The organism is Bacillus sp. SDLI1 (assembly GCF_001553895.1).
GTDB lineage: Bacteria > Bacillota > Bacilli > Bacillales > Bacillaceae > Bacillus > Bacillus siamensis.
This window is the reverse complement of the sequence record NZ_CP013950.1, coordinates 3,168,843-3,190,197: the sequence shown is the minus strand read 5'-3', so window position 1 is coordinate 3,190,197 and position 21,355 is coordinate 3,168,843. Positions and strand designations below refer to the sequence as shown.

Below are 21,355 nucleotides of genomic sequence, written 5' to 3'. Positions count from 1 at the left end.
GCAAAAGCAGGAGGCTCAGAAATCGGTTTTTTTAATTTCAACAAAGCGGATATGGTGGTCTTCTGCTTCAAGCACCTTGAATTCGCATCCTTCAGCATGAAACACATCACCGTTTTTCAGCTCCATTTTTTGTGTGAGGAGCCAGCCCGCAATCGTGTCTATGTCTTCATTTTCGATCGCGATATCAAGAAGATCATTCACCTCTTCTATCAGCGCTTTTCCGTCCATCACATAATGATGCTCGCCTTTTTTGACGATGTGGGGCATTTCGTCCTGGTCATATTCATCCCGGATTTCGCCGACGATTTCCTCCAATATGTCTTCGACGGTCACAAGTCCCGCCGTACCGCCGTATTCGTCAACAAGAATCGCCATATGAATCCGCTCCTTCTGCATGCGGATTAACAGCTCCTGGACAGGGATGCTTTCAATGACTCTGATGACCGGACGCATCATTTCTTTTAACTCGATGGAGCGGCCGAGAAAATACGCTTTAAATAAATCCTTGTTGTTAATAATGCCGAGAATGTGGTCTTTATCTTCCTTAATGACCGGATATCGCGTATACCGCTCGTTGATGATCAGGTGCATAGCTTCATCAGCTGACTGCTCGAGCGAGATGGCGGCGATTTCGGTGCGCGGCACCATGATTTCTCTGGCGACACGGTTATCGAATTCAAATATTTTGTTGACGTAACGAAATTCGGATTGATTGATTTGACCTTTTTTATAGCTTTCAGACAAAATCAGCCGCAATTCCTCTTCACTGACCACGACTTCATGTTCTTTCACCGAATGAAATCCGAACAGCTTGACCAAAAATCCGGCTGAGCCGTTTAACAGCTTGATAAACGGATACATCACTTTATAAAAGAGAATGAGCGGTTTCGCCGTCCACAGACTGACGGCTTCAGCTTTTTGAATGGATATCGTTTTCGGCGCAAGCTCGCCGATGACGACGTGCAGATACGTAACAGCGATAAACGCCGCAATAAACGTGACGACGTGCGTAATGGATGACGGCATTCCGATCAGACTGAAAACAGGATGAAGAAGCCGCTGAATTGTCGGTTCGCCGAGCCAGCCGAGTCCGAGCGCCGTAATCGTAATGCCGAGCTGGCACGCTGATAAATACTCGTCGAGATTTGTAATCACCCTGTGCGCCGCAAGCGCCCGGCTGTCACCGGTTTCAACCAGCTCTGCAATTTTTGAACCGCGGATTTTGACAATCGCAAATTCCGCAGCGACAAAGATGGCCGTTAATCCGATTAACAGCAAAATGAGAATCAGTTTTAATATAAGCAAAAAAACCCCTACCGCAAACGGTAAGGGGCCACCTCCTTCGTGTTAATTCTCATCACGACCATTTAAGAAAATCATCACAAAACGAAGCAGCTCGAATAATGAAACGAGCGCCGCAGCCACATACGTCAGCGCAGCGGCGTTCAGCACTTTATTCACGCCGTGTTCTTCACTGTTGCGAATGAATCCTTCCGACACGATAATCCGCTTCGCCCTCGCGCTGGCATTAAACTCGACAGGCAGTGTGACAAGCTGGAAAAAAACAGCGGCAGAAAACAAAATAATGCCGAGCCCGATTAAATTCAAGCTGCCAAGGAGCATTCCGCCCAAGAAAAGCAGAGGGGCGACTCCGGAGGCAAAATTGACGACCGGAAAAATTTTGTGCCTCAACACAAGCGCGCCGTAAGATTCCTGGTGCTGCAAAGCATGTCCGACTTCATGGGAAGCGACGGAAATGGCGGAAATGGAGCGGCCGTAATAGACCGGCTCAGATAAACGCACCACCCGCTCCGTCGGGTCGTAATGGTCTGTTAAAGTGCCTCTTACCGGTTCTACCGGCACATCATATAAACCGTTTATATCAAGAATCCGTCTTGCCGTTTCCGCCCCGGTCCGCTGACTGGAAGCTTCCACGTCTGAGTATTTCTGAAAATTACTTTTCACTTTAAATTGTGCCCAAAACGACAATCCCAATGCAGCAATTGTTAAAAAGACAAACAGCATATTATCCTCTTCCTTTTTCTCTTATATCGTACGATCTGCTTATATATTATTTTAATGATTGCCCGCTTTCCTGTACAGAAATCCGCTTCTTTTTTCTGACAGGAATCAATCCTCCGAGCAAAATCAGAACACAGCCGGCCATTGCGGTATAAAACGGAAACGTGCCGACAGTCCCTTTTGCGAAAGCGAGCCATGAAAAGCTGCCGGACATATGATCATATCCATTTAAATCGAAAATAAGCAATACGGCCGCTGAAGCGAGCAGCTGCGCTCCGGCCAGCGCCGCCAGCAGTTTTCGAATGACTGTCATCTGACTCACCCTTTTTCGGTCCGCTTTCTTTATCATATGAAAAAATGAAGGTGAATATGTTTTCGCTGATTTTTGAAAGACATCAAACGAACTGGGACATACTGTATAAAAAAGATACAGGTGTGATCCATCATGAAAGTGACAAATGGCGAAAAAGAACAGCTGAGCAATGCGATAGACAGAATGAATGAGGGGCTTGACGCCTTCATCCAGCTCTATAATGAATCGGAAAACGACGAACCTCTCATTCAGTTTGAGGATGAGACGGCCGATTTAATCAAACAGGCGCGTGACTCATACGGGCAGGAACAGCTGAATGAAAAATTAAACACCATTATTAAGCAGATTTTGTCCATCTCTTTCTCGAAAGAGGAGCCGGCCGAATGAAATCAAACCGTATCTTTATTTCCTGGCTGAGATGGCCGTTATATATCCGGATCGGACTGATCATTATCGCCTTGATCTTATTGTTCGGCCAATTGATTTACATGCTTGAACCGAAGCAATTCACGTCTGTGTTTGAAGGGGTTTGGTGGGCGGTTATTACGGTAGCCACGGTCGGTTACGGCGATTATGTTCCGCAGACGCCGCTCGGGCAGATTGCCGGCATGGTGCTTGTATTAAGCGGAGCGAGTTTTGTGACCGCCTATTTCGCTACGCTTTCTTCAGCCGTGTTCAGCAAACAGCACCGTTATATCGAAGGGAAGGTCGCCTTTAAAGGCAAGGGGCACGTCATTCTTATCGGGTGGAATGAGAAGTCGCATATGCTGCTGAAAGAACTGCAGCACATCGCACCGTCAAAAACTGTCGTCCTGATTGATGATTCATTAAGGGAAGGGCCGCTTATTGAAAATGTCCATTTCATCCGCGGACATGCCGCTGATGACAGCACGCTCAATAAAGCGAATATTACGGAAGCCGATACCGTCATTCTGACAGCAGACCAGCAGAAAAATGAATCCGAAGCTGATATGCTGTCGGTATTAACGCTTCTCGCCATCAAAGGGCTGCATCCGTCCGTTTATTGCATCGTGGAAATTTTAACAGAACGGTATGTCAAAAACGCCGAACGCGCAGGAGCCAATAAGATTCTGTGCACATCACGCCTGTCGAGCCGGGTGATGTTTGAGCATTACCGGGTCAAGATGCAGCTTGCCAAGCCGCAGACGCTGTCCGATTTGACGCTGGAGAAAAAGGTTCGCATCATTCCCGTCCCCGAGGAATTACAGGGCTCCTCTTATCATGATTGTGCGCGCTATTATCTCAAACGGAATACAACGATTATCGGCATACAAAAAGAAGAGGGGCCGATGCTGACCCCTCCCCTGTCATACCAAGTACTCAGTACTGATCTTTTTTTGGCGCTTTAATGCAGCAGGACGTCTTCCAGCTCTTTCACGAGCGAGATGCCGATATCTATATATGAGCGGTCAATTGCCGCATCCCGGCGTTTCGGCTCGGAGAATTGGTTGAATAATGATTCAAAAACCCCGCCGCCTGCTGCATCATCCGTTTCCTGCTGATAGACGTGCCTCAGCAAAAAGGGTGTGCCGATTGTAACGGCCGTTCCCCGTTCATCAAGGCGTCCTTTATTTGCTTCAACAGGGATACGGAGAAACAAATAGCCGTCCTGATCGGAAATTTTGTAATCAAAGAATCCCCGGTCATATTCCCAGCCGCCTCCGATGGTATAACCGATCGGTTTCAGCACCTGTTCCAATTCGCGGAGTAAAAAAGACTGTCCTTCAAGTGAAGATGGTATGCTGATCATGTACATACGCTCCTTTTAGTCTTTAGCGTCCCCGGTCTGCGATATCTTCATACGGCTTCCGCAAAGAATCAGGAGCAGCAGACAGACGCTGAAAAGAGGTAACGGCGGGATTCAATCAGAACATACGTCACAATTGCGGAGAGAGCGGCATCCGGCGAAATGAGGAAAACGGCTGCATACAGACAGCACTTCGTAATGAGCGAATACATCCGGCCCATCTTCAGTTTCAGCCGGACCATATCCGTAAACAAGCCGAGGGGAAGAGCGAAAAAAATGATCGTTTGTAAGAGGGAAGCAGAGGACGGGTTCAGCGCAAAAAAGACAATAGCAGCGGAACAGAAGGAAATGACGGTATGCTTACATAAGAGCCGTGTCAATTCATCATCACACCTTTCATGGTTTAAAAAAGGCTGACCCGTCATGCGGGCCAGCCATTCTTTTTATTTCTCAAGGCGTTTTTCAAGCTCTGCTTTTTTCTCTTCAAAGCCCGGTTTGCCGAGAAGCGCGAACATGTTCACCTTGTAGGCTTCAACACCCGGCTGATCAAACGGGTTGACTCCGAGCAGATAACCGCTCATTGCCACCGCTTTTTCAAAGAAATAGACGAGATATCCAAATGTATATGCGTTAAGCTCCGGAATGTTGACGATTAAGTTTGGCACTTTTCCGTCTGTATGGGCCAGCATCGTACCTTGGAACGCTTTTTTATTGACGAAATCGACCGTTTTGCCGGCTAAGTAGTTTAAGCCGTCGAGATCATTTTCCGCTTCTTCAATTGTCAGCTCATGCTTCGGTTTTTCTACGTTTAATACAGTTTCAAACAGATCCCGTCTGCCTTCCTGCACGTATTGGCCGAGAGAGTGAAGGTCTGTTGAGAAGTTAGCGGAGGAAGGATAAATTCCTTTCTCGTCTTTTCCTTCACTTTCACCGAAGAGCTGCTTCCACCATTCTGCAAAGTACTGCAGGGCTGGCTCGTAGTTAATGAGCATTTCAATGGTTCTGCCTTTATTGTACAGAACGTTGCGGACGACGGCATATTGGTAAGCCGCATTCTCTTCTAATTCCGAGCTGGAAAAGTCTTTGCTTGCATCAAGCGCGCCCTTCATCATTTCGTCGATATCAGCCCCGCTTACCGCAATCGGCAGAAGACCCACAGCAGTCAGAACGGAGAAACGTCCGCCGACATCATCAGGAATAACGAATGATTCGAATCCTTCTTCGTTAGAAAGCGTTTTTAGAGCGCCGCGCTCTTTGTCAGTCGTCGCGTAAATCCGCGCTTTCGCTTCTTCTTTTCCGTATTTTTCTTCAAGAAGTTTGCGGAAAATCCGGAAAGCGATGGCAGGTTCCGTCGTCGTTCCTGACTTAGAAATGACATTGATAGAGAAATCAGCATCTTCCAAAAGATCCATAACGTCTTGCATATAAGTTGAGCTGATATTGTTGCCGATAAAGATGACTTGAGGGTTTTTGCGCTTATCTTTCGGCAGAACATTATAGAAAGAATGGTTGAGCGCTTCAATCGCCGCTCGGGCGCCTAAGTATGAACCGCCGATTCCGACGACGAGAAGCACGTCTGAATCTGATTTGATTTTTTCAGCGCTTTTTTTAATGCGCGCAAATTCTTCTTTATCGTAGTTTTCAGGGAGGTCCACCCAGCCTAAAAAGTCGCTTCCGGCGCCTGTTTTTTCGTGGATATTATGGTGTGCCGTTTTTACGAAATCACGTGCGTATGTAAGTTCATGTTCATTGAAAAAAGGTAACGCTCTTGAGTAATCAAAGCGTACATGCGTCATTTGCTTGTCCCTCCATCACGGTGAATTGTTTTCTCTTCCACTTTATATGAACTCCACCTCTAAATCAAGTCATGAAGAAGGCTTGGCGGATACGGGATTTGCGTTAAAAATGCATTCATTTTTTCTTACAATGTCTCGGTTTTGAGATAGGTATTGTACAGAACGTTATATTTGTATGTATGGTGAGAAAGATCACTAATCAAATGACGAAAAATGCAACAAAGGTGATTGCACGCGCAATAAATCAAATACTTCCATTTTTAAAAATAGTGTCTATATTTGGGGTATCATGTTAAGATGAAAATAATTTCAAACCGGGAGGTGATTTTATGACTAAAACCATTGGTCTTATTTGTGGAAGTTTACGAAAAAACTCGTATAATCGAGCAATTGCTCAATCATTGATTGACTTGGATCATTCAGCGCAATTTCGTTGGATTGAAATAGACGGTCTTCCTTTTTTTAACGAAGATTTAGAAATGGCCGGAGCACCAGAATCCGTAACCTCCTTTAGAGCAGATATACAAGACGTTGACGGCGTCATCATTGTAAGTCCAGAGTACAATTCCGGAATGCCAGGGGTATTAAAAAATGCATTGGACTGGGCATCGAGACCGCGGACCTCTTCTGTGTTCAACAGAAAACCGGTTGGCCTAATCGGAGCAACCCCCCGGAGGGTTCGGTACTGCCTTTGCCCAAATGCAAATGAGAGAAGTACTCGAAGCTATGCAAGTCAATGTGCTGCCCTTTCAAAAAATGCTGATTTCGCAAGTCCATGAGAAAATGGATTCCACTCAAAACATACTTACGGATGAACAAACAAACCGTTATCTTCAACGCTATTTACAACAGTTCATCCATTGGATTGATTATGCTCCGGTTCCCGTTCCAGATGAATAAAAGGATCATAACCCTCACTAAAAGTCACCTCAGAAGCTTTCTATCTATACAACATATTCTTAAATTGTTTACAGAAAATACAAGATCTGGATTTACCTTCGACAAACTTACTTGTTGAATTTAAGGAGGATAATAAAATGTCTGATCTTTATTCCCGTCTTTCAAAAGATGATGCTGCTGTTCTTTTGGTGGATCATCAAACCGGCCTTATTTCCGGTCTGGTACGTGACTATGGTGTTGATGAATTTAAGAACAATGTATTGGCTCTTGGCGATACGGCTAAATTCTTTGATTTACCGGTTATTTTAACAACAAGTTTCGAAAACGGACCTAATGGCCCACTCATGCAGGAATTGACGGATCTCTTTCCTGATGCACCAAAAATAGCCCGTCCCGGACAAATTAATGCATGGGATAACGAAGACTTTGTGAAAGCCATTGAAGCGACTGGGAAAAAACAGCTTATTATCGCAGGTGTAGTTACAGATGTCTGCGTTGCGTTTCCTGCACTTTCCGCAATCAAGGCAGGTTACGAAGTGTTTGTTGTGACAGATGCTTCGGGAACATTCAGTAAGCAAGTAGCAGATGCATCATTAACCCGTATGGCTCATGGGGGCGCACAGCTTATGAACTGGTTTAGTGTAGCATGCGAGTTGCAACGTGATTGGCGCAACGATGTTGAAGGGTTTGGTGCATTAATTTCCAGTCATCTTCCCGGTTACCAAAACTTAATGGGGAGCTATATGGGGGCGCAGCGCGATCTTAGTACACAAAATGCATAAAAAAGAGCGCTGATTTAATCAGCGCTCTTTTTTATTCTTACTTTTCTTCATATTCATGATTCCATGCGCCGACTCGCTCTTTCAACATACAAAAAAGATAAGGGAGTCAAATCCGCATCATATTCAATACGATACGGATGAAACGGTTTTCCATAGTTGTTTCACTTGCTCCTGATTCACTACGGTTAGATCTGCAGGATGTGACCTTACAGAGACGCCTTCAGGATGGCTAGCACGTCATCTTTGTTCAGTTTTTGGAAATTGCCGAATCCGCCGTGTTCCATTTCTTTTGCGGCGATATCTGCGATCAGCTCAAGCTTGTCTTCGCCGATGTCATAATCCGCAAGACGGGACGGCGCGCCGAGGCTTGACCAGAACGCTGATAACTTATCGATTCCTTCTAAAGCAATTTCTTTATCTGTTTTGCCTTCGGTATCAATGTCAAACATGTTGAGCATGAGGTTTTTAAAACGGTCTACATTTGTATCAAGCGTGTATCTCATCCAGTTCGGGAACAGAATCGCAAGTCCTCCCGCGTGAGGGATGTCATAAACCGCTGAGACGGCGTGCTCCATCGTATGGGAAGCCCAATCGCCGAAATAACCCATTTGCAGCGTGCCGTTTAATGCGATCGTACCCGCATATAAAATCGTTTCACGGTGCTTATAGTTCTCAAGGTCTTCCAAAAGTTTCGGCGCTGTCTCAATCACCGTCTGAAGCACCGCAAAACACATTCTGTCCTGAAGCGGCGTGTTTTCAACATTGTGGAAGTATTGTTCAAATACGTGGCTCATCATATCCACCATGCCGTAAACGGTTTGGTTTTCCGGAACGCTGAATGTATTCTCAGGGTCTAAAATAGAGAAACGCGGATGAGTGACATTGCTGCCCCATACGTATTTTTCATTCGTTTCCCAATTTGTAATAACGGAATCAGGGTTCATTTCAGAGCCTGTCGCCGCAAGCGTCAGCACCGTGCCGAACGGAAGCGCGTCCTGTGCCGTTACTTTTTTGCTGTAAATGTCCCATGCGTCTCCGTCATACTTCGCTCCGGCCGCAATCGCTTTTGTACAGTCGATGACACTTCCGCCGCCGACTGCGAGAAGAAAATCAATTTCATGCTGTCTGCACAGCTCAATTCCTTTTTTCACCGTTGCCAGACGCGGGTTCGGTTCAACGCCCGCAAGCTCATGAACGGCTGCGCCTTCTTCTTTTAAGATGCCTGTTACTTGGTCATACAGGCCGTTTCGCTTAATGCTGCCGCCTCCGTATACAAGCAGCACGTTTTTCCCGTATTGCTTCAGCTCTTTTTTCAATTGGTCGATTTGACCTTTTCCGAAAATCAGTTTCGTCGGATTGTAGTACGTAAAGTTCTCCATTTATCATAACCTCCAAAAAAAATCGTAAGGGAATTACTATAACACAGAAAAAAAGGAGCTGCCAATTCAGCCGCCCCCTTTATTCTATTACAATGATGCCTTCAGTATCGCAAGCACATCTTCTTTCTGCAGTGATTTGAACTGTCCGAATGCGCCGTTTGCCATTGCTTTATCTGCAATCGTATCCAGCTTTTCATCTGAAATATCATAATCAGCGAGTCTGTTCGGAGCGCCGAGGCTCGTCCAGAAAGCAGACAGTTTGCTGATCCCTTCAAGCGCGATCTCTTCATCTGATCTGCCTGCCTCGTCAATGTCAAAAACACGGACGGCAAGCTGCTTAAAGCGGGCCGGATTTTCTTTGAGCACATGTCTCATCCAGTTCGGGAACAGAATCGCCAAACCTCCAGCGTGCGGGATATCGTACACCGCTGACACCGCATGCTCGATGTTGTGTGTAGCCCAATCCCCTCTTGCGCCCATTGACAGCATTCCGTTTAATGCGATGGTGCCTGTATATAAAATCGTCTCACGAAGCTCATAGTTCTCCAGATCATTGATCAGCTTCGGCGCTGTTTCAATCACCGTGCGCAGAAGTGATTCACACATCCGGTCCTGATACGGCGTGTTTGACGTGTGGTGGAAATATTGTTCAAACACATGACTCATCATATCGACCATGCCGTAAATGGTGTGGTCTTTCGGAACGGTAAATGTGTTTACCGGATCAAGAATAGAGAATTTAGGATAAACGAGCGGGCTTCCCCATCCGTATTTCTCCTGTGTTTCCCAGTTTGTGATCACTGATCCGGCATTCATTTCTGAACCGGTCGCCGCAAGCGTCAGCACTGTTCCGAACGGCAGCGCTTCTTTCGGCTGGTGTTTTTTCGTGACGATATCCCACGCATCACCATCATATTTAGCGCCCGCCGCGATAGCTTTCGTGCAATCAATGACACTTCCGCCGCCGACGGCCAATAAGAAATCGATGCTGTGTTCTTTACAGAGCGCAACACCTTTGTTCACTGTTGAGACACGCGGATTCGGCTCTACGCCTGCCAATTCATGCACCGTAACTCCGGCTTTTTTCAGCAGCCCGGTTACTTGATCGTAAAGACCGCTGCGCTTAATGCTGCCGCCTCCGTATACGAGCAGCACGTTTTTTCCGTACGGCTTGATTTCTTCTGGAAGCTTTTCAACCTCTCCCTTTCCGAAAATCAATTTTGTCGGATTCCAATATGTAAAGTTTTGCATGACATCTCCTCCTTTGGATTTATATTATGCAGAAAGTTGACGTTCAATGTAAAGCAATCCGCTTTTTTGACGGCACATCACACGGTTTCATAACAGCGCGTTCCCGGGAAAGGCACTGATACAGCATGAGACAGGATGTGATTTTTACGGCGGAGAATGAAACATGCATAGTTTCTTTGCTTTGTCACAATCTATAACTGTTTCACGAATTCATAGAGGAGGTTGTTTACATGAGTGTTATTCAGCGTATCTGTCTCGTTTTAACAATTATCGGCGCGATTAACTGGGGACTGATCGGATTTTTCCAATTTGATTTAGTAGCAGCCATCTTCGGCGGCCAAGGATCAGCTCTGTCGCGGATTATTTACGGCCTTGTCGGCATCGCCGGTCTCATCAATCTCGGCCTGCTGTTTAAGCCGAACGAAGAAACATCCCGCGAGGAAGCGGCAAATCCAGAAGTCAGATAAACATAAAAAAAGCACCGAACATACATATCCGGTGCTTTTTTTGATGCTTATTTTTTGATAAGGTCTTTGCGGTTAGACTGTTCGATCCACTCTTCAAGCTTATCTTTCAGTGTGTTGAAACCTTGCGGAGCAGATGCTTCTTCAGAAACTTGAGCCGCTTTCGGTTTTCTTGGCTTGCTTTCTTTTCTTTCAGGCGCTGCTTGAGTCGCACGGATAGAAAGGCTGATTTTGCCTTTTTCTTCGTCAACTGCAAGAACTTTCACTTGTACTTCGTCACCGATAGAAAGGTGCTCGTTAATGTCTTTTACGAAACCGTGAGTGACTTCAGAAATGTGAACAAGTCCTTGAGTTTCTTCATCTAATGCAACAAACGCACCATACGCTTGTAATCCTGTTACTTTACCAGTGTAAACACTGCCCACTTCAAATTTTGCTGCCATTCATAACAACTCCTAAGTTAAATTAAATACAGTTTATACGCAATTTAAAATTATATCATACAAGTTTGTTTTTCGCAAAGGGAACTTTTTTGTATGATGATGTTTAAGCACAGAAAAAGGAGGGTATACTGTGATTACGAAGGCTTTCTAGTATTCCCCCCCTTTTATTTGGATGCGAACCGGGTTCGTATCTTTTTTTATGCCCTTTTTTCAACAAACCGTTTGATTCTGACGAGCGCTTCCTGAATCTGCTCAATAGATGTTGCATAGGAACATCTGATATACCCTTCGCCGCTCGGGCCGAATACATTCCCCGGAACGACGGCTACTTTTTCTTCAAGAAGCAGCTGTTCCGCGAATTCTTCTGAACTCATGCCTGTCGATTGAATGGAAGGAAAAGCATAAAACGCTCCGCCCGGATGGTGGCAGCCGAGTCCGATTTCGTTCAATGTTTCCACAATCAGATTTCGGCGTCTCCGGTAGCTTTTTTTCATTCGTTCGACGTCTTCCTGACCGTTTTTCAGACCTTCAAGCGCTGCGTACTGCGCCATAGAAGGCGCGCACATCATTGCGTGCTGATGAATTTTGAGCATGGCATCCCTGATTACGGGAGGCGCCGCCGTAAATCCGAGTCTCCATCCCGTCATGGCAAATGCTTTGGAGAACCCTGAAATCAGAATCGTCCGCTCCTTCATGCCGCCGATGGCCCCCATGCTCGTGAAAGGCTCATCATACGTCAGCTCGGCATAAATTTCATCGGCAAGCACGATCAAGTCATGTTTTTCAGCGAAGGCAGCGATCGATTCAAGTTCTTCTTTCGAATAGACGGAACCGGTCGGATTTGACGGCGAGCAAAGAAGCAGCGCTTTCGTTTTGTCCGTCAGGGCCGCTTCAAAATCGGCCGGGGATGCTTTGAAACCTTTTGCAGCGACAGTCTGAATCGGCACCGGCTTCGCCCCCGTCAGCGTCACGAGTGATTCATATGCGACAAAACACGGTTCGGGAATTAACATTTCCTCTCCGGGATTCATAATGGCACGGACAGCGAGATCAAGCGCCTGGCTTGCCCCTACCGTAACAATCAATTCACTGTCAGGCGAATAATTCAGGCCGAACCGCTGATCTAAATAGCGGCTGATCTCTTCCCTCAATTCATAAAGACCCGCATTTGCGGTATAAGCCGTGTAGCCCTGTTCTAAAGAAAGGATACTCGCTTCCCTCACATTCCAAGCCGTCACAAAGTCAGGCTCTCCCACTCCCAGTGAAATGACGCCTTCCATCGTAGCGGCCAGATCAAAGAATTTACGGATGCCTGACGGTTTAATCTGCTGCACATAATCAGATAAATAAGAAGTCTTCGTTTCCATTTACGGAGACACCACGATTCTTTTGTCATCGTCTCCGCTTTCAAAGACTTTGCCGTCATGCTTATATTTTTTCAGGATGAAGTGCGTTGTCGTGGAAACGACAGACTCAAGGGTGGACAGTTTTTCAGAAACGAAGCTCGCCACGTCTGACATCGTATTGCCGCGGATGACGACAGATAAGTCATACACTCCTGACATCAGGTACACTGATTCGACTTCCTGGAATCTGTATATCCGTTCAGCTACTTCATCAAAGCCGACATTTCGTTTCGGAGTGACTTTTACGTCAATCATCGCCGTGACGCCTTCCAGCCCGTCGACTTTGCGCCAGTCGATCATCGCCGCATAATCAATGATGACTTTTTCCTTTTCAAGCTTTTCAATGATGCTTTTGACTTCATCGGCGGGAATGTTCGCCATTTTCGCGATCGTTTCCGCATCAACGCGGCTGTTTTCGTCTAAAATTTCTAATATTTCTGTTTCTTTTTCGGTCAGCTTCATACGTTTCACACCTTTGCATTATCAAAAATCTTCATGACATTATATCACGATTTTCGACAAATGCTAAGAAAAACCCGCAAGAAACCAAAGCTAAAATCTGACAATAAAAAAAGCCATTACACTACAACACAGAAAGGACGGAGAAGACGCTCATGGAAGCTGTTTCACCGATTAAACGGGCCGCGATACACGGAGTTGAGCTGTATTACGAGCATTATGAGAATCCCGGCAGACAGACGCTCGTCTGCGTACACGGTTTTTTATCTTCGGCATTCAGCTTCAGAAAACTGATTCCGCTGCTCAGAAACCATTATGATATTATCGCCGTTGACCTGCCTCCTTTCGGACAATCGGAAAAGTCACGGACGTTCGTATACACTTATGCAAACCTCGCCAAGCTTCTGATCGGACTTCTGGAAAAACTCAATATCAGCCGGGCCGCGCTCGTCGGCCATTCGATGGGCGGCCAGATTTCCTTATCCGCGTCTCTGCTTAAACCCGAGCTATTTACTAAAATCGTCCTGCTGTGCAGCTCGGGGTATTTAAAACGCTCGCATCCGTCGATTATAGTCGGAACGCATATCCCTTGTTTTGACCTGTATCTTAAATATTGGCTTTCAAAAGACGGCGTGCTGAAAAACCTGTTAAATGTCGTGCACGACCGGACGCTTATCGACCAGGAAATGATTGACGGTTATGAAAAACCATTTACAGACCGCCAGATTTTCAAAGCGATGACAAGGTTCATCAGACACAGAGAGGGCGATTTGGACTCCGAGGATTTGAAGAAAATACAAAACCCCGCTCTTTTAATATGGGGGGAGGAAGACCGGGTCGTGCCGGTTTCAGTCGGAAAACGGCTTCATCACGACCTGCCGGAATCTATTTTATATTCGCTTAAAGATACGGGGCACCTCGTCCCCGAAGAGCGTCCTGAGTTTGTTTCAGAGCGGATTTTTGAATTTGTCCAATAAAAAAACCGGCGTTTCCGCCGGTTTTAAGGGGTGCAGGAGCTGCTTTCTTTTATGAGCAGAAGCTGCGCGGCGGCCTTTTGGCAGTCTTCGATCGGAAGCTTTTGTTCAAATGAAACTTCAAAGATGTCCTGTATGGCTTCTGCCAGCTTGCCGGCGCTGTCTTCACGATATACGGCCTGAACGATATCGACGGCTTCTGTCTCATAAAATTCTTCTCCATATTTAAACGGGTCCCACTTGGCAATGATTTTCATCATTTCCATGACCGCTTGGCTTTCTTCCATTTTCATCACCGCTTATAATAAAGTTTGCAAATCTATTTTATCATAGATACGATGTGAAAAATAATGATACAACAGGAGTGACATACATGAACTTTGACCTTCGAGAAAACCGCTTTGGCACTCAATCGGTGAAATGGGACAAGGCGGAAGCGTTATTCGGCGTATCGGACGCACTTCCGATGTGGGTGGCCGATATGGATTTCCGCGCTCCCGAAGCAGTCACAGACGCATTAAAAGCCCGTCTTGACCATGGCATATTCGGTTATACGTCTCCTGATGAAAACACAAAAGAAGCCGTCGCTTCATGGCTTGATACACGGCACGGCTACCGGCCAGATCCCGCAAGCATCACGTTCAGCCCCGGAGTTGTGACGGCGCTCAGCATGGCCGTCCAGGCCTTTACCGAACCGGGAGATCAGGTGTTGATCCAGTCACCGGTATATACGCCTTTTTATCAGATGATCGAAGAAAACAAACGGCAGGTTTTACATAATCCTTTACGGGAAGAAAACGGAATCTACCGCATGGATTTTGAGGACCTTGAGAAAAAGCTGAGCGATTCCGGGGTTAAGCTGATGATTCTCTGTAATCCGCACAATCCGTCCGGCAGAGCGTGGAGCCGGGATGAGCTTTTGAAGCTCGGATCGCTGTGCGCCGCCCATAACGTCACCGTCGTTTCTGACGAGATTCACTCCGACTTGATGCTGTACGGAAAACCGCATACGCCTTTTGCTTCTCTGTCTGAGGATTTTGCGCGGATTTCCGTTACTTGTGTCGCGCCGAGCAAGACGTTTAATATTGCCGGCATTCAGGCATCGGCCATTATCATTCCCGACCGGTATAAGCGGGCGAAATTCTCCGCGGCATTGCATCGGAACGGGATCTCCAATCTCAACACATTTGCGGTTGCAGCAATCGAAGCGGCTTATACAAAGGGAGGCCCTTGGCTTGACGCGCTGATTCCTTACATTGAGGGGAATATGAAATTAGCTGAGGACTTTTTAAAAAAAGAATTGCCGAAAGTCCGCATGATGAAGCCTGATGCTTCCTATTTGATCTGGATGGATTTCAGCGAATACGGATTTTCAGACGCCGAGCTCAAAGAAAGAATGCTCAAAAAAGGGAAAATCATTTTAGAGCCGGGAACGAAATACGGACCTGGCGGCGAAGGATTTATGAGACTCAATGTCGGCTGTTCGGCCGCAGCTGTAAAAGAAGGGCTTGAGAGAATCAAAGCAGCGCTTGCTTCATAACGTAAAGAACGCCTTTATCAGAAGAGATAAGGGCGTTCTCTTTAGAGAAATATATACTTTTTTTGCCGGTAAAGATGTTATAATAGGTTCATATTTACATAAGAAAGGATTTCGCATAAATGGAGATTGTAAAGGATTATCTGCTTCACTTCTCTTTTCTTTTATTTCCTATTTTTCTCTATCAAGTCTTCTGGCTCAGCAAGCCCGATTTGCTTGTACCGAGAGCGAACCGTCTGCTGGTCGCCGTATTTGCAGCGGCATCTTCATTATTATGTACGGCTTTTCCCATCCAGGAGCTTCATTCCGTCCGTTACGGATTGCAGCTGATTCCCATTATCGTCTGCCTGCTTTATTCCGGAACTGCCGCGGGACTTGCCGCAGGAGCAGCGTCTGTTTTGTTCCAGCTCATATGGTTTGAACCTTCCGCTCTTTTTTTCTTATCCTTAATTCCTTTTTTAATCATCATCTCTATCCAGCTCCAAACGAAATGGCCCTTTTTTTCAAAGCGGAAGAAACTGATTTTCGCTCTTCTCATCGGCTGTACTGAAGCCGCCTTATTAACCGCATCTGTCTTCATCTATTCCGTGACCAATTTTTTCAACTTTCAAAATCTATCTTCCGTTTATTATGAGGCGGGAGTATCCGTTTTTTTTCAGGTCAGCGCTCTTTTGCTGTGCATTTATTTGATTGAAATCATTGATGAGAATGCGTCCATGCGGGCAAGGCTGATTCATTCAGAGAAAATGGCTGTCGTCAGCGAGCTTGCGGCAAGCGTCGCACACGAAGTCCGCAATCCGCTCACGGTCGTCAGAGGTTTCGTGCAGCTGCTGTTCAGCGGCGATCAGCTTCAGGATAAATCACACGTCGGGTATCAGAAGCTTGTGCTGTCCGAACTTGACCGGGCTCAGACGATCATAACGAATTATCTCGATATGGCGAAGCAGGATGATTACGAAAAGGAAAGGTTTGATATTTCTCTGCTTGTGAAGGAAACAGGTTCCTTAATGGAGTCATATGCCAATTTTAAATCGGTGACCGTTACTGTTCGAAGCGAGCCGGATTTATATGTGTTCGGGGATGTAAAAAAACTGAAACAAGCCTTCATTAATCTGATTAAAAACAGTATTGAAGCCGTGCCTTCTGAAAACGGCCGAATCGAGGTCTCCGTCCAAAAACAGGAACAGATGATTCTCATTCAGATTACGGATAATGGGATCGGCATGTCCGACGAAGAACTTCAAAAACTCGGCAAGCCGTATTATACGCTGAAGACTAACGGCACTGGGCTCGGGCTTACTGTGACATTCTCCATTATTCAGCATCATGAAGGCTCCGTCTATTTCACCAGCGGAGAGCATTCGGGCACCACGGCCTCTGTCAGGCTTCCGGCAGCTGTTCTCTAGCCAATCGCGTTGATCTTATATAGAATAAACAGAGAGGTGAACGCAATGAATTCATTTGAAATCGGCACAATCGTAAAAGGGTTTTATAAAACAGGAGTATACATAGGGGAAGTGACAGACGTCAGACCCAATCACTATTTAGTAAAAATTAAAGCCGTTCTGACGCATCCCGCTCAAGGAGATCTTCATCATCCGAAGCAGGCGGATGTTCCGTTTTTTCATGAAAGAAGAGCGCTGGCATACGGAGAACAGACAAACATACCGCATCATATGGTCAAACCGTTTGAAGGCGAAGTTCCTGATTATACGGCTTCCTTACAAGCGGCAGCTGCCCGGCTGAAAGATCAGCTCACAGCGGACGGCTCAGAATGGGCGGAACGTTCACTCGCCAACTTGGCCGCGTTAGAGCGCGACTATTTTAAAAGACGATGACCCAGTCGGCATGATTGGGTTTTTTTATGTGGCCCGGCGAAACAGTTCAGTCAGATCGACGCGATCGCCGATCGTCGGAGGTTTCGGTTTTTCAAGGTATTGTTTATCCCGTTCGACAAGCTTGAATAATTTATAAGTCGTCTGCGCATCATCAAGCGCTTTATGATGTGTGCCCGTCCCTTTATCGCCATACTCTTCAGCCGCTTTCCAAAGCCCGGTCAGTGTTCTGTCTCCGAAGAAGTTTTTATATTCAAGGGACAAATCCCGGAGTTCTCCTTTAAATGGAAAGGGGATGTGGTTAAACATGCAATTTTGCTTTAACACTTTCATATCCATATTGCCCCAGGTGACGATCGTGCAGTTTTTATCAGGGTCAAGCTCATTTAATTTGCGGATGAATTCATTAAACGTAATTCCGCCGTCCACGTCTTTTTGGGTGATGTTCAGAAAGGTTTTGCATCGTTTTGTCAGCTTCGGAAATTTTTTCGGTTTGATATAACTCGAAAACGTTTCAGTCACTTCATCATTCACTGTCTTGACAATCCCCGCTTCAATAATTTCGGGAAAGAAATTTTGCGGGCTGTATTTTCCGTCAGGCATCGTAAATTCAAAATCAATAATGAGCAGACTGCGCTGATCCACTTTTTTTACACCTGCCTTTCCTCCGATCAAAAATGATATTTTATGATAGTATATCAGTTTCCCCTCTGAAACTTTCTTAATTTTCTAAAAATAATGAATTTTCCTATATCCGCATCGAAAATACAAATACCGGATTCATTCCTATATACTTATAATTAGACGCACGAAAAGTAAAGAAGGTGATGTTATTTCTGTCCGTAAGAAGAACTTCGTTGTCATTTGGATTACAAATTTCTTTATTTCCGCCAGCATGACCATGATTGTTCCGTTTCTTTCGTTATATATCGAAACGATCAGCCCCCATTCGGGCGGGTATGTGCAGAGATGGAGCGGTTATGTGTTCGGCGTCACGTTTTTAATGGCGTTTGTGATTTCCCCGTTTTGGGGAAGATTCGGCGATAAGCGAGGCTACAAAAAAATTCTCTTGATTACAGGAACCGGCATTGCCGTCAGCATTTTATTGATGGGGTTTGTGACATCGGTTTATCAGCTGTTTGTCCTCCGGCTGCTTATGGGCCTTGTCACGGGCTTTGTTCCGACATCACTTGCGATGATTTCGGCGCAGACACCGAAAGAGACTGCCGGGAAAACACTCGGCACGCTGCAGATGGGTCAGGTGTCAGGCACTTTATTCGGACCGATGCTGGGCGGGCTGCTGGCTGACAGCTTCGGGTTTACGTACACGTTTTTTATTACGTCTTTTGTCATTTTCGCATCTGTGCTTCTCGTTTTATTTCAGGTTAATGAGCAGCCGCTCGGCGAGAAACAAAGCAAGCGGAAAACCTACTCCAGAAAACAGGTGCTCTCTTATATTTTTCACCAGCCCGCGCTTTGGGCGATGATGGTGCTTACTATGATCGTGCAGACCGGCAATTTCAGTATTCAGCCGCTGCTCGCTTTATATGTCAATGAGCTGCACGGGCCTGTTAATTTAGCTTTTTTCTCCGGAATGGCGTTTTCAGCGACCGGACTCGGAAGCTTACTGCTTGCCCGGAAATGGGGAGACCTCGGCGACCGCTTCGGCCACAGCCGGATCTTAATCGTGCTTTTGATTGCCTCAGCGGTGTTTTTTATTCCGCAGGCGCTCGCCTCCTCCCTTTCCATCCTTTTAGTCTTCAGATTTCTGTTCGGAATGGCCATGGGCGGGACGCTGCCTTGTATTACGGCAGCGATCCGCGTCAGGGCGCCGGGCAGCATTCAGGGGGAGGTGCTCGGCTATAACGTCAGCTTTCGTTTTCTCGGAAACGTAATCGGCCCTCTGCTCGGCGGTGCGGTTTCGAGCGGTTTTTCCATTTCGGCCGCTTTCTACGTCACCGCTTTTCTCTTTTTGGCAGGCGCGGGGCTTTTATGGCTGGCCGGACATTTGCAAAAAGATACAGCGTCTGATGCGGGCTGACCGATCAGCAATTACGATTTCTTCTAAATTTAACCTTCTCGTATTCTTAAAAGAATGATACGATATGGCTAGAAATCAGGAGAAAAGAGAGTGACCATGGTACGTAAAATAATCGGATGGATTTTGCTGCTCGGCATTATCCCGTTGTTTGCATTTACAGTTATTGCTTCCGGCAAAGAGGTAAAACAAATCAAGCCTTTTGATCAGGTGCTCGATAAACATATTGATTTAAAAGCGATCAACCTGGTTCAAAACAGTTACATGTATGACAGGGACGGAAGCCTTGTTTCTGAGATTGTCAGCGATCATGAGAATCGCGTGATCGTGCCCTTTAATAAAATACCGAATGAGGTAAAACAGCTGTTTTTAACCTCTGAAGACCGTCATTTTTATGAGCATAAAGGGTTTGACTTTATGGGGATGGTCAGAGCGGCCGCCTCCAATTTCAAAGATCATAAAATTGATCAGGGCGCCAGCACCATTACCCAGCAGCTGGCGAGAAATGTGTATTTAAGCCATGAACGCACCTTCAGCCGAAAACTGACGGAGCTGGCCTATTCCTATCAGCTTGAGAAAAAATACAGCAAAGATGAGATTTTGGAAGGCTACTTAAATACGATTTATTTCAATAACGGTGTATACGGTGTCGGTTCGGCGGCACAATTTTATTTCAGCAAGCCGCTGAAATCTCTCACCTTAGGAGAAATGGCCTTTATCTGCGCCATCCCTAATAACCCTACATTATATGATCCTCTCAAGCATTTTGACTATACGAAAAAACGACAAGTCAGATTGCTTAACGGATTAAAAAAAGCCGGTGTCATATCCGGAAAACAGCTGAAAAAAGCCGAAAAGGAAAAGATCAAGCTTGATATAAACGAAAAAACAAACAAATATCCTGACTATGTTTCCTATGTAAATGATGAATTCACACAGCTTGTTTCATCATCTGAAGGCTATGACAAACGTCTTGAAAAAGCATCCGGAAAGGCGAAACAAAAAATACAGAGTGAGCTTTCCGATAGAGTCGGCACATTGTTAAAAGACGGTGTGAAGATTTATACGGCGCTGAATCCGTATATGCAAAATCAGGTCGTCGCCCAAGTGAATCAAAATCTGCCGTATGCAGGCGTTCAGGGCGGAGCGGCCGTGATTAATCATCAGACGCATCAGATTATCGCGCTTTCAGGCGGGAAAGATTATCATAAATATGATTTCAACCGCGCCTATCAGGCATACAGACAGCCAGGTTCATCAATTAAGCCGCTGCTTGATTACGGGCCTTACATTGAAAAGACCGGCGCAACGCCGCACAGCAAGATTGACGCTAGCAAATTCTGCAGTTCGGATTACTGTCCGCAGAACTATAATAACCGCACGTACGGCACGGTTACGCTGGAAACGGCGTTTAAATACTCGTACAATACACCGGCCATCAGAATCATGGACCGCGTGGGCGTCAATAAGGCGTTCAGCTACCTTGAACCGTTTCATTTCGCGAAGCTGGTCAGCGCGGATTACCGTCTGCCTGCGGCGCTTGGCGGTTTTACAAACGGCATGACGCCGCTTGAAATGACCAATGCGTACACCACGTTCGGCAACAACGGCGTTTATACGCCGAGTCACGCGATTACGAAAGTGACTGATTTAAAAGGAAAAACGATATTAAAATGGAAAGATGAGCCGACGCAGGTATTCAGCGTGCGGACCAATATGCAGATCAAAGAAATGATGAAAGCCGTCGTGAAAAGCGGAACAGGGAAAAAAGCGAACTTTAAAGCTCCGTACGTCGGCGGAAAATCAGGAACGTCAAATGACTATCACGATATGTGGTTTGTCGGTCTGACGGACGCTTATACGATGGGGGTATGGGTCGGCAAGGATACACCGTCAAGCGTCGAATATCTTCATGACGCAAGCCCTCAGCTTTCGATCTGGAAAAACACGCTGCAGGCAGCTTATTAAAGATAATGGAGGGGATCCGA

22 protein-coding genes and 2 pseudogenes are annotated in these 21,355 nt (G+C 46.1%); 11 read left to right on the top strand and 13 right to left on the bottom strand.

Annotated features, from left to right (window positions below; translation table 11 throughout):
- Window positions 1–15 precede the first annotated feature (15 nt).
- The 3 genes from AUL54_RS15525 to AUL54_RS15515 are packed head-to-tail and all read right to left on the bottom strand — an operon-like array spanning window position 16 to window position 2,335.
- Window positions 16–1,305 (bottom strand): hemolysin family protein, encoded by a 1,290-nt coding sequence (locus AUL54_RS15525; RefSeq protein ID WP_060964447.1) that lies wholly within the window; start codon window positions 1,303–1,305, stop codon window positions 16–18.
- A 42-nt stretch (window positions 1,306–1,347) separates the two neighbouring features.
- Window positions 1,348–2,025, bottom strand: a complete 678-nt coding sequence (locus tag AUL54_RS15520; RefSeq protein ID WP_007408641.1) for a zinc metallopeptidase — start codon at window positions 2,023–2,025, stop codon at window positions 1,348–1,350.
- 46 nt (window positions 2,026–2,071) lie between these two features.
- Complete coding sequence (locus AUL54_RS15515; RefSeq protein WP_060964446.1) at window positions 2,072–2,335, bottom strand: YuzI family membrane protein; 264 nt, start codon at window positions 2,333–2,335, stop codon at window positions 2,072–2,074.
- Between the two features lie 132 nt (window positions 2,336–2,467).
- Between AUL54_RS15515 and AUL54_RS15510 the strand changes: the two genes are divergently transcribed.
- Entirely contained in the window at window positions 2,468–2,722 is a 255-nt protein-coding gene (locus AUL54_RS15510; protein ID WP_060964445.1) for a protein mistic, read from the top strand.
- Window positions 2,719–3,705, top strand: a complete 987-nt coding sequence (locus AUL54_RS15505; protein WP_060964444.1) for a potassium channel family protein — start codon at window positions 2,719–2,721, stop codon at window positions 3,703–3,705. The genes AUL54_RS15510 and AUL54_RS15505 overlap by 4 nt, the downstream gene beginning before the upstream one ends.
- Here AUL54_RS15505 and AUL54_RS15500 read toward each other — a convergent pair.
- The 3 genes and pseudogenes from AUL54_RS15500 to AUL54_RS15490 all read right to left on the bottom strand — a co-directional run bounded on the left by AUL54_RS15500 (window position 3,702) and on the right by AUL54_RS15490 (window position 5,899).
- Window positions 3,702–4,106, bottom strand: a complete 405-nt coding sequence (locus AUL54_RS15500; RefSeq protein WP_016938149.1) for a YugN-like family protein — start codon at window positions 4,104–4,106, stop codon at window positions 3,702–3,704. The genes AUL54_RS15505 and AUL54_RS15500 overlap by 4 nt on opposite strands.
- A gap of 22 nt (window positions 4,107–4,128) precedes the next feature.
- Window positions 4,129–4,528: pseudogene (locus AUL54_RS15495) on the bottom strand (transporter).
- Window positions 4,529–4,546: 18 nt separating this feature from the next.
- Window positions 4,547–5,899 (bottom strand): glucose-6-phosphate isomerase, encoded by a 1,353-nt coding sequence (locus AUL54_RS15490; RefSeq protein WP_060964443.1) that lies wholly within the window; start codon window positions 5,897–5,899, stop codon window positions 4,547–4,549.
- A 329-nt stretch (window positions 5,900–6,228) separates the two neighbouring features.
- On the opposite strand from AUL54_RS15490, the pseudogene AUL54_RS15485 reads away from it, so the two are divergent.
- A pseudogene (locus AUL54_RS15485) lies at window positions 6,229–6,799 on the top strand (NADPH-dependent FMN reductase).
- 137 nt (window positions 6,800–6,936) lie between these two features.
- Window positions 6,937–7,581: an isochorismate family cysteine hydrolase YcaC gene (gene ycaC / locus AUL54_RS15480; RefSeq protein WP_016938145.1), complete on the top strand. Its 645-nt coding sequence runs from the start codon at window positions 6,937–6,939 to the stop codon at window positions 7,579–7,581.
- A 206-nt stretch (window positions 7,582–7,787) separates the two neighbouring features.
- Here the strand turns inward: ycaC and AUL54_RS15475 are convergent, their stop codons facing one another.
- Window positions 7,788–8,960 carry an iron-containing alcohol dehydrogenase gene (locus tag AUL54_RS15475; protein ID WP_060964442.1) on the bottom strand — a complete coding sequence of 391 codons (1,173 nt, stop codon included), beginning with the start codon at window positions 8,958–8,960 and terminating at the stop codon, window positions 7,788–7,790.
- 87 nt (window positions 8,961–9,047) lie between these two features.
- Window positions 9,048–10,211, bottom strand: coding sequence for an iron-containing alcohol dehydrogenase (locus AUL54_RS15470; protein WP_060964441.1), 1,164 nt, complete (start codon window positions 10,209–10,211; stop codon window positions 9,048–9,050).
- 230 nt (window positions 10,212–10,441) lie between these two features.
- Here AUL54_RS15470 and AUL54_RS15465 point away from each other — a divergent pair, with 230 nt between their 5' ends.
- Window positions 10,442–10,678, top strand: coding sequence for a DUF378 domain-containing protein (locus AUL54_RS15465; RefSeq protein ID WP_003152104.1), 237 nt, complete (start codon window positions 10,442–10,444; stop codon window positions 10,676–10,678).
- A 47-nt stretch (window positions 10,679–10,725) separates the two neighbouring features.
- On the opposite strand, the gene yugI is transcribed toward AUL54_RS15465, so the two are convergent.
- From yugI to AUL54_RS15450, 3 genes are all read right to left on the bottom strand, one after another.
- On the bottom strand, window positions 10,726–11,118 hold the full coding sequence (gene yugI, locus AUL54_RS15460) for a S1 domain-containing post-transcriptional regulator GSP13 (protein ID WP_013353366.1): 393 nt from the start codon (window positions 11,116–11,118) through the stop codon (window positions 10,726–10,728).
- A gap of 197 nt (window positions 11,119–11,315) precedes the next feature.
- Window positions 11,316–12,485 (bottom strand): aminotransferase, encoded by a 1,170-nt coding sequence (locus tag AUL54_RS15455; protein ID WP_060964440.1) that lies wholly within the window; start codon window positions 12,483–12,485, stop codon window positions 11,316–11,318.
- Window positions 12,486–12,986 carry an Lrp/AsnC family transcriptional regulator gene (locus AUL54_RS15450; RefSeq protein ID WP_016938141.1) on the bottom strand — a complete coding sequence of 167 codons (501 nt, stop codon included), beginning with the start codon at window positions 12,984–12,986 and terminating at the stop codon, window positions 12,486–12,488.
- A gap of 152 nt (window positions 12,987–13,138) precedes the next feature.
- Between AUL54_RS15450 and AUL54_RS15445 the strand changes: the two genes are divergently transcribed.
- Window positions 13,139–13,960, top strand: coding sequence for an alpha/beta fold hydrolase (locus tag AUL54_RS15445; protein ID WP_060964439.1), 822 nt, complete (start codon window positions 13,139–13,141; stop codon window positions 13,958–13,960).
- A 23-nt stretch (window positions 13,961–13,983) separates the two neighbouring features.
- Here the strand turns inward: AUL54_RS15445 and AUL54_RS15440 are convergent, their stop codons facing one another.
- Window positions 13,984–14,244, bottom strand: a complete 261-nt coding sequence (locus AUL54_RS15440) for a DUF1871 family protein (RefSeq protein ID WP_045925833.1) — start codon at window positions 14,242–14,244, stop codon at window positions 13,984–13,986.
- 86 nt (window positions 14,245–14,330) lie between these two features.
- Between AUL54_RS15440 and AUL54_RS15435 the strand changes: the two genes are divergently transcribed.
- From AUL54_RS15435 to AUL54_RS15425, 3 genes are all read left to right on the top strand, one after another.
- Window positions 14,331–15,497: a MalY/PatB family protein gene (locus tag AUL54_RS15435; protein WP_060964438.1), complete on the top strand. Its 1,167-nt coding sequence runs from the start codon at window positions 14,331–14,333 to the stop codon at window positions 15,495–15,497.
- Between the two features lie 119 nt (window positions 15,498–15,616).
- Window positions 15,617–16,900, top strand: a complete 1,284-nt coding sequence (locus AUL54_RS15430) for a sensor histidine kinase (RefSeq protein WP_060964437.1) — start codon at window positions 15,617–15,619, stop codon at window positions 16,898–16,900.
- Between the two features lie 45 nt (window positions 16,901–16,945).
- A complete protein-coding gene (locus tag AUL54_RS15425) occupies window positions 16,946–17,332 on the top strand; it encodes a kinase-associated lipoprotein KapB (protein ID WP_060964436.1) in 387 nt (128 codons plus the stop codon).
- A 24-nt stretch (window positions 17,333–17,356) separates the two neighbouring features.
- On the opposite strand, the gene kapD is transcribed toward AUL54_RS15425, so the two are convergent.
- On the bottom strand, window positions 17,357–17,974 hold the full coding sequence (gene kapD / locus AUL54_RS15420) for a 3'-5' exonuclease KapD (protein ID WP_029575323.1): 618 nt from the start codon (window positions 17,972–17,974) through the stop codon (window positions 17,357–17,359).
- Between the two features lie 151 nt (window positions 17,975–18,125).
- Here kapD and AUL54_RS15415 point away from each other — a divergent pair, with 151 nt between their 5' ends.
- Both AUL54_RS15415 and AUL54_RS15410 read left to right on the top strand, forming a co-directional pair.
- Window positions 18,126–19,370 (top strand): multidrug efflux MFS transporter, encoded by a 1,245-nt coding sequence (locus tag AUL54_RS15415; RefSeq protein ID WP_082761646.1) that lies wholly within the window; start codon window positions 18,126–18,128, stop codon window positions 19,368–19,370.
- A gap of 90 nt (window positions 19,371–19,460) precedes the next feature.
- Complete coding sequence (locus AUL54_RS15410) at window positions 19,461–21,335, top strand: transglycosylase domain-containing protein (RefSeq protein WP_101605400.1); 1,875 nt, start codon at window positions 19,461–19,463, stop codon at window positions 21,333–21,335.
- Window positions 21,336–21,355 lie beyond the last annotated feature (20 nt).

Excerpts from the sequence above, each read along its gene's own strand:
- AUL54_RS15520 (WP_007408641.1), bottom strand. The coding sequence starts at position 2,025 with ATGCTGTTTGTCTTTTTAACAATTGCTGCATTGGGATTGTCGTTTTGG.
- AUL54_RS15515 (WP_060964446.1), bottom strand. The coding sequence starts at position 2,335 with ATGACAGTCATTCGAAAACTGCTGGCGGCGCTGGCCGGAGCGCAGCTG.
- AUL54_RS15510 (WP_060964445.1), top strand. The coding sequence starts at position 2,468 with ATGAAAGTGACAAATGGCGAAAAAGAACAGCTGAGCAATGCGATAGAC.
- AUL54_RS15505 (WP_060964444.1), top strand. The coding sequence starts at position 2,719 with ATGAAATCAAACCGTATCTTTATTTCCTGGCTGAGATGGCCGTTATAT.
- AUL54_RS15500 (WP_016938149.1), bottom strand. The coding sequence starts at position 4,106 with ATGATCAGCATACCATCTTCACTTGAAGGACAGTCTTTTTTACTCCGC.
- AUL54_RS15490 (WP_060964443.1), bottom strand. The coding sequence starts at position 5,899 with ATGACGCATGTACGCTTTGATTACTCAAGAGCGTTACCTTTTTTCAAT.
- ycaC (WP_016938145.1), top strand. The coding sequence starts at position 6,937 with ATGTCTGATCTTTATTCCCGTCTTTCAAAAGATGATGCTGCTGTTCTT.
- AUL54_RS15475 (WP_060964442.1), bottom strand. The coding sequence starts at position 8,960 with ATGGAGAACTTTACGTACTACAATCCGACGAAACTGATTTTCGGAAAA.
- AUL54_RS15470 (WP_060964441.1), bottom strand. The coding sequence starts at position 10,211 with ATGCAAAACTTTACATATTGGAATCCGACAAAATTGATTTTCGGAAAG.
- AUL54_RS15465 (WP_003152104.1), top strand. The coding sequence starts at position 10,442 with ATGAGTGTTATTCAGCGTATCTGTCTCGTTTTAACAATTATCGGCGCG.
- yugI (WP_013353366.1), bottom strand. The coding sequence starts at position 11,118 with ATGGCAGCAAAATTTGAAGTGGGCAGTGTTTACACTGGTAAAGTAACA.
- AUL54_RS15455 (WP_060964440.1), bottom strand. The coding sequence starts at position 12,485 with ATGGAAACGAAGACTTCTTATTTATCTGATTATGTGCAGCAGATTAAA.
- AUL54_RS15450 (WP_016938141.1), bottom strand. The coding sequence starts at position 12,986 with ATGAAGCTGACCGAAAAAGAAACAGAAATATTAGAAATTTTAGACGAA.
- AUL54_RS15445 (WP_060964439.1), top strand. The coding sequence starts at position 13,139 with ATGGAAGCTGTTTCACCGATTAAACGGGCCGCGATACACGGAGTTGAG.
- AUL54_RS15440 (WP_045925833.1), bottom strand. The coding sequence starts at position 14,244 with ATGGAAGAAAGCCAAGCGGTCATGGAAATGATGAAAATCATTGCCAAG.
- AUL54_RS15435 (WP_060964438.1), top strand. The coding sequence starts at position 14,331 with ATGAACTTTGACCTTCGAGAAAACCGCTTTGGCACTCAATCGGTGAAA.
- AUL54_RS15430 (WP_060964437.1), top strand. The coding sequence starts at position 15,617 with ATGGAGATTGTAAAGGATTATCTGCTTCACTTCTCTTTTCTTTTATTT.
- AUL54_RS15425 (WP_060964436.1), top strand. The coding sequence starts at position 16,946 with ATGAATTCATTTGAAATCGGCACAATCGTAAAAGGGTTTTATAAAACA.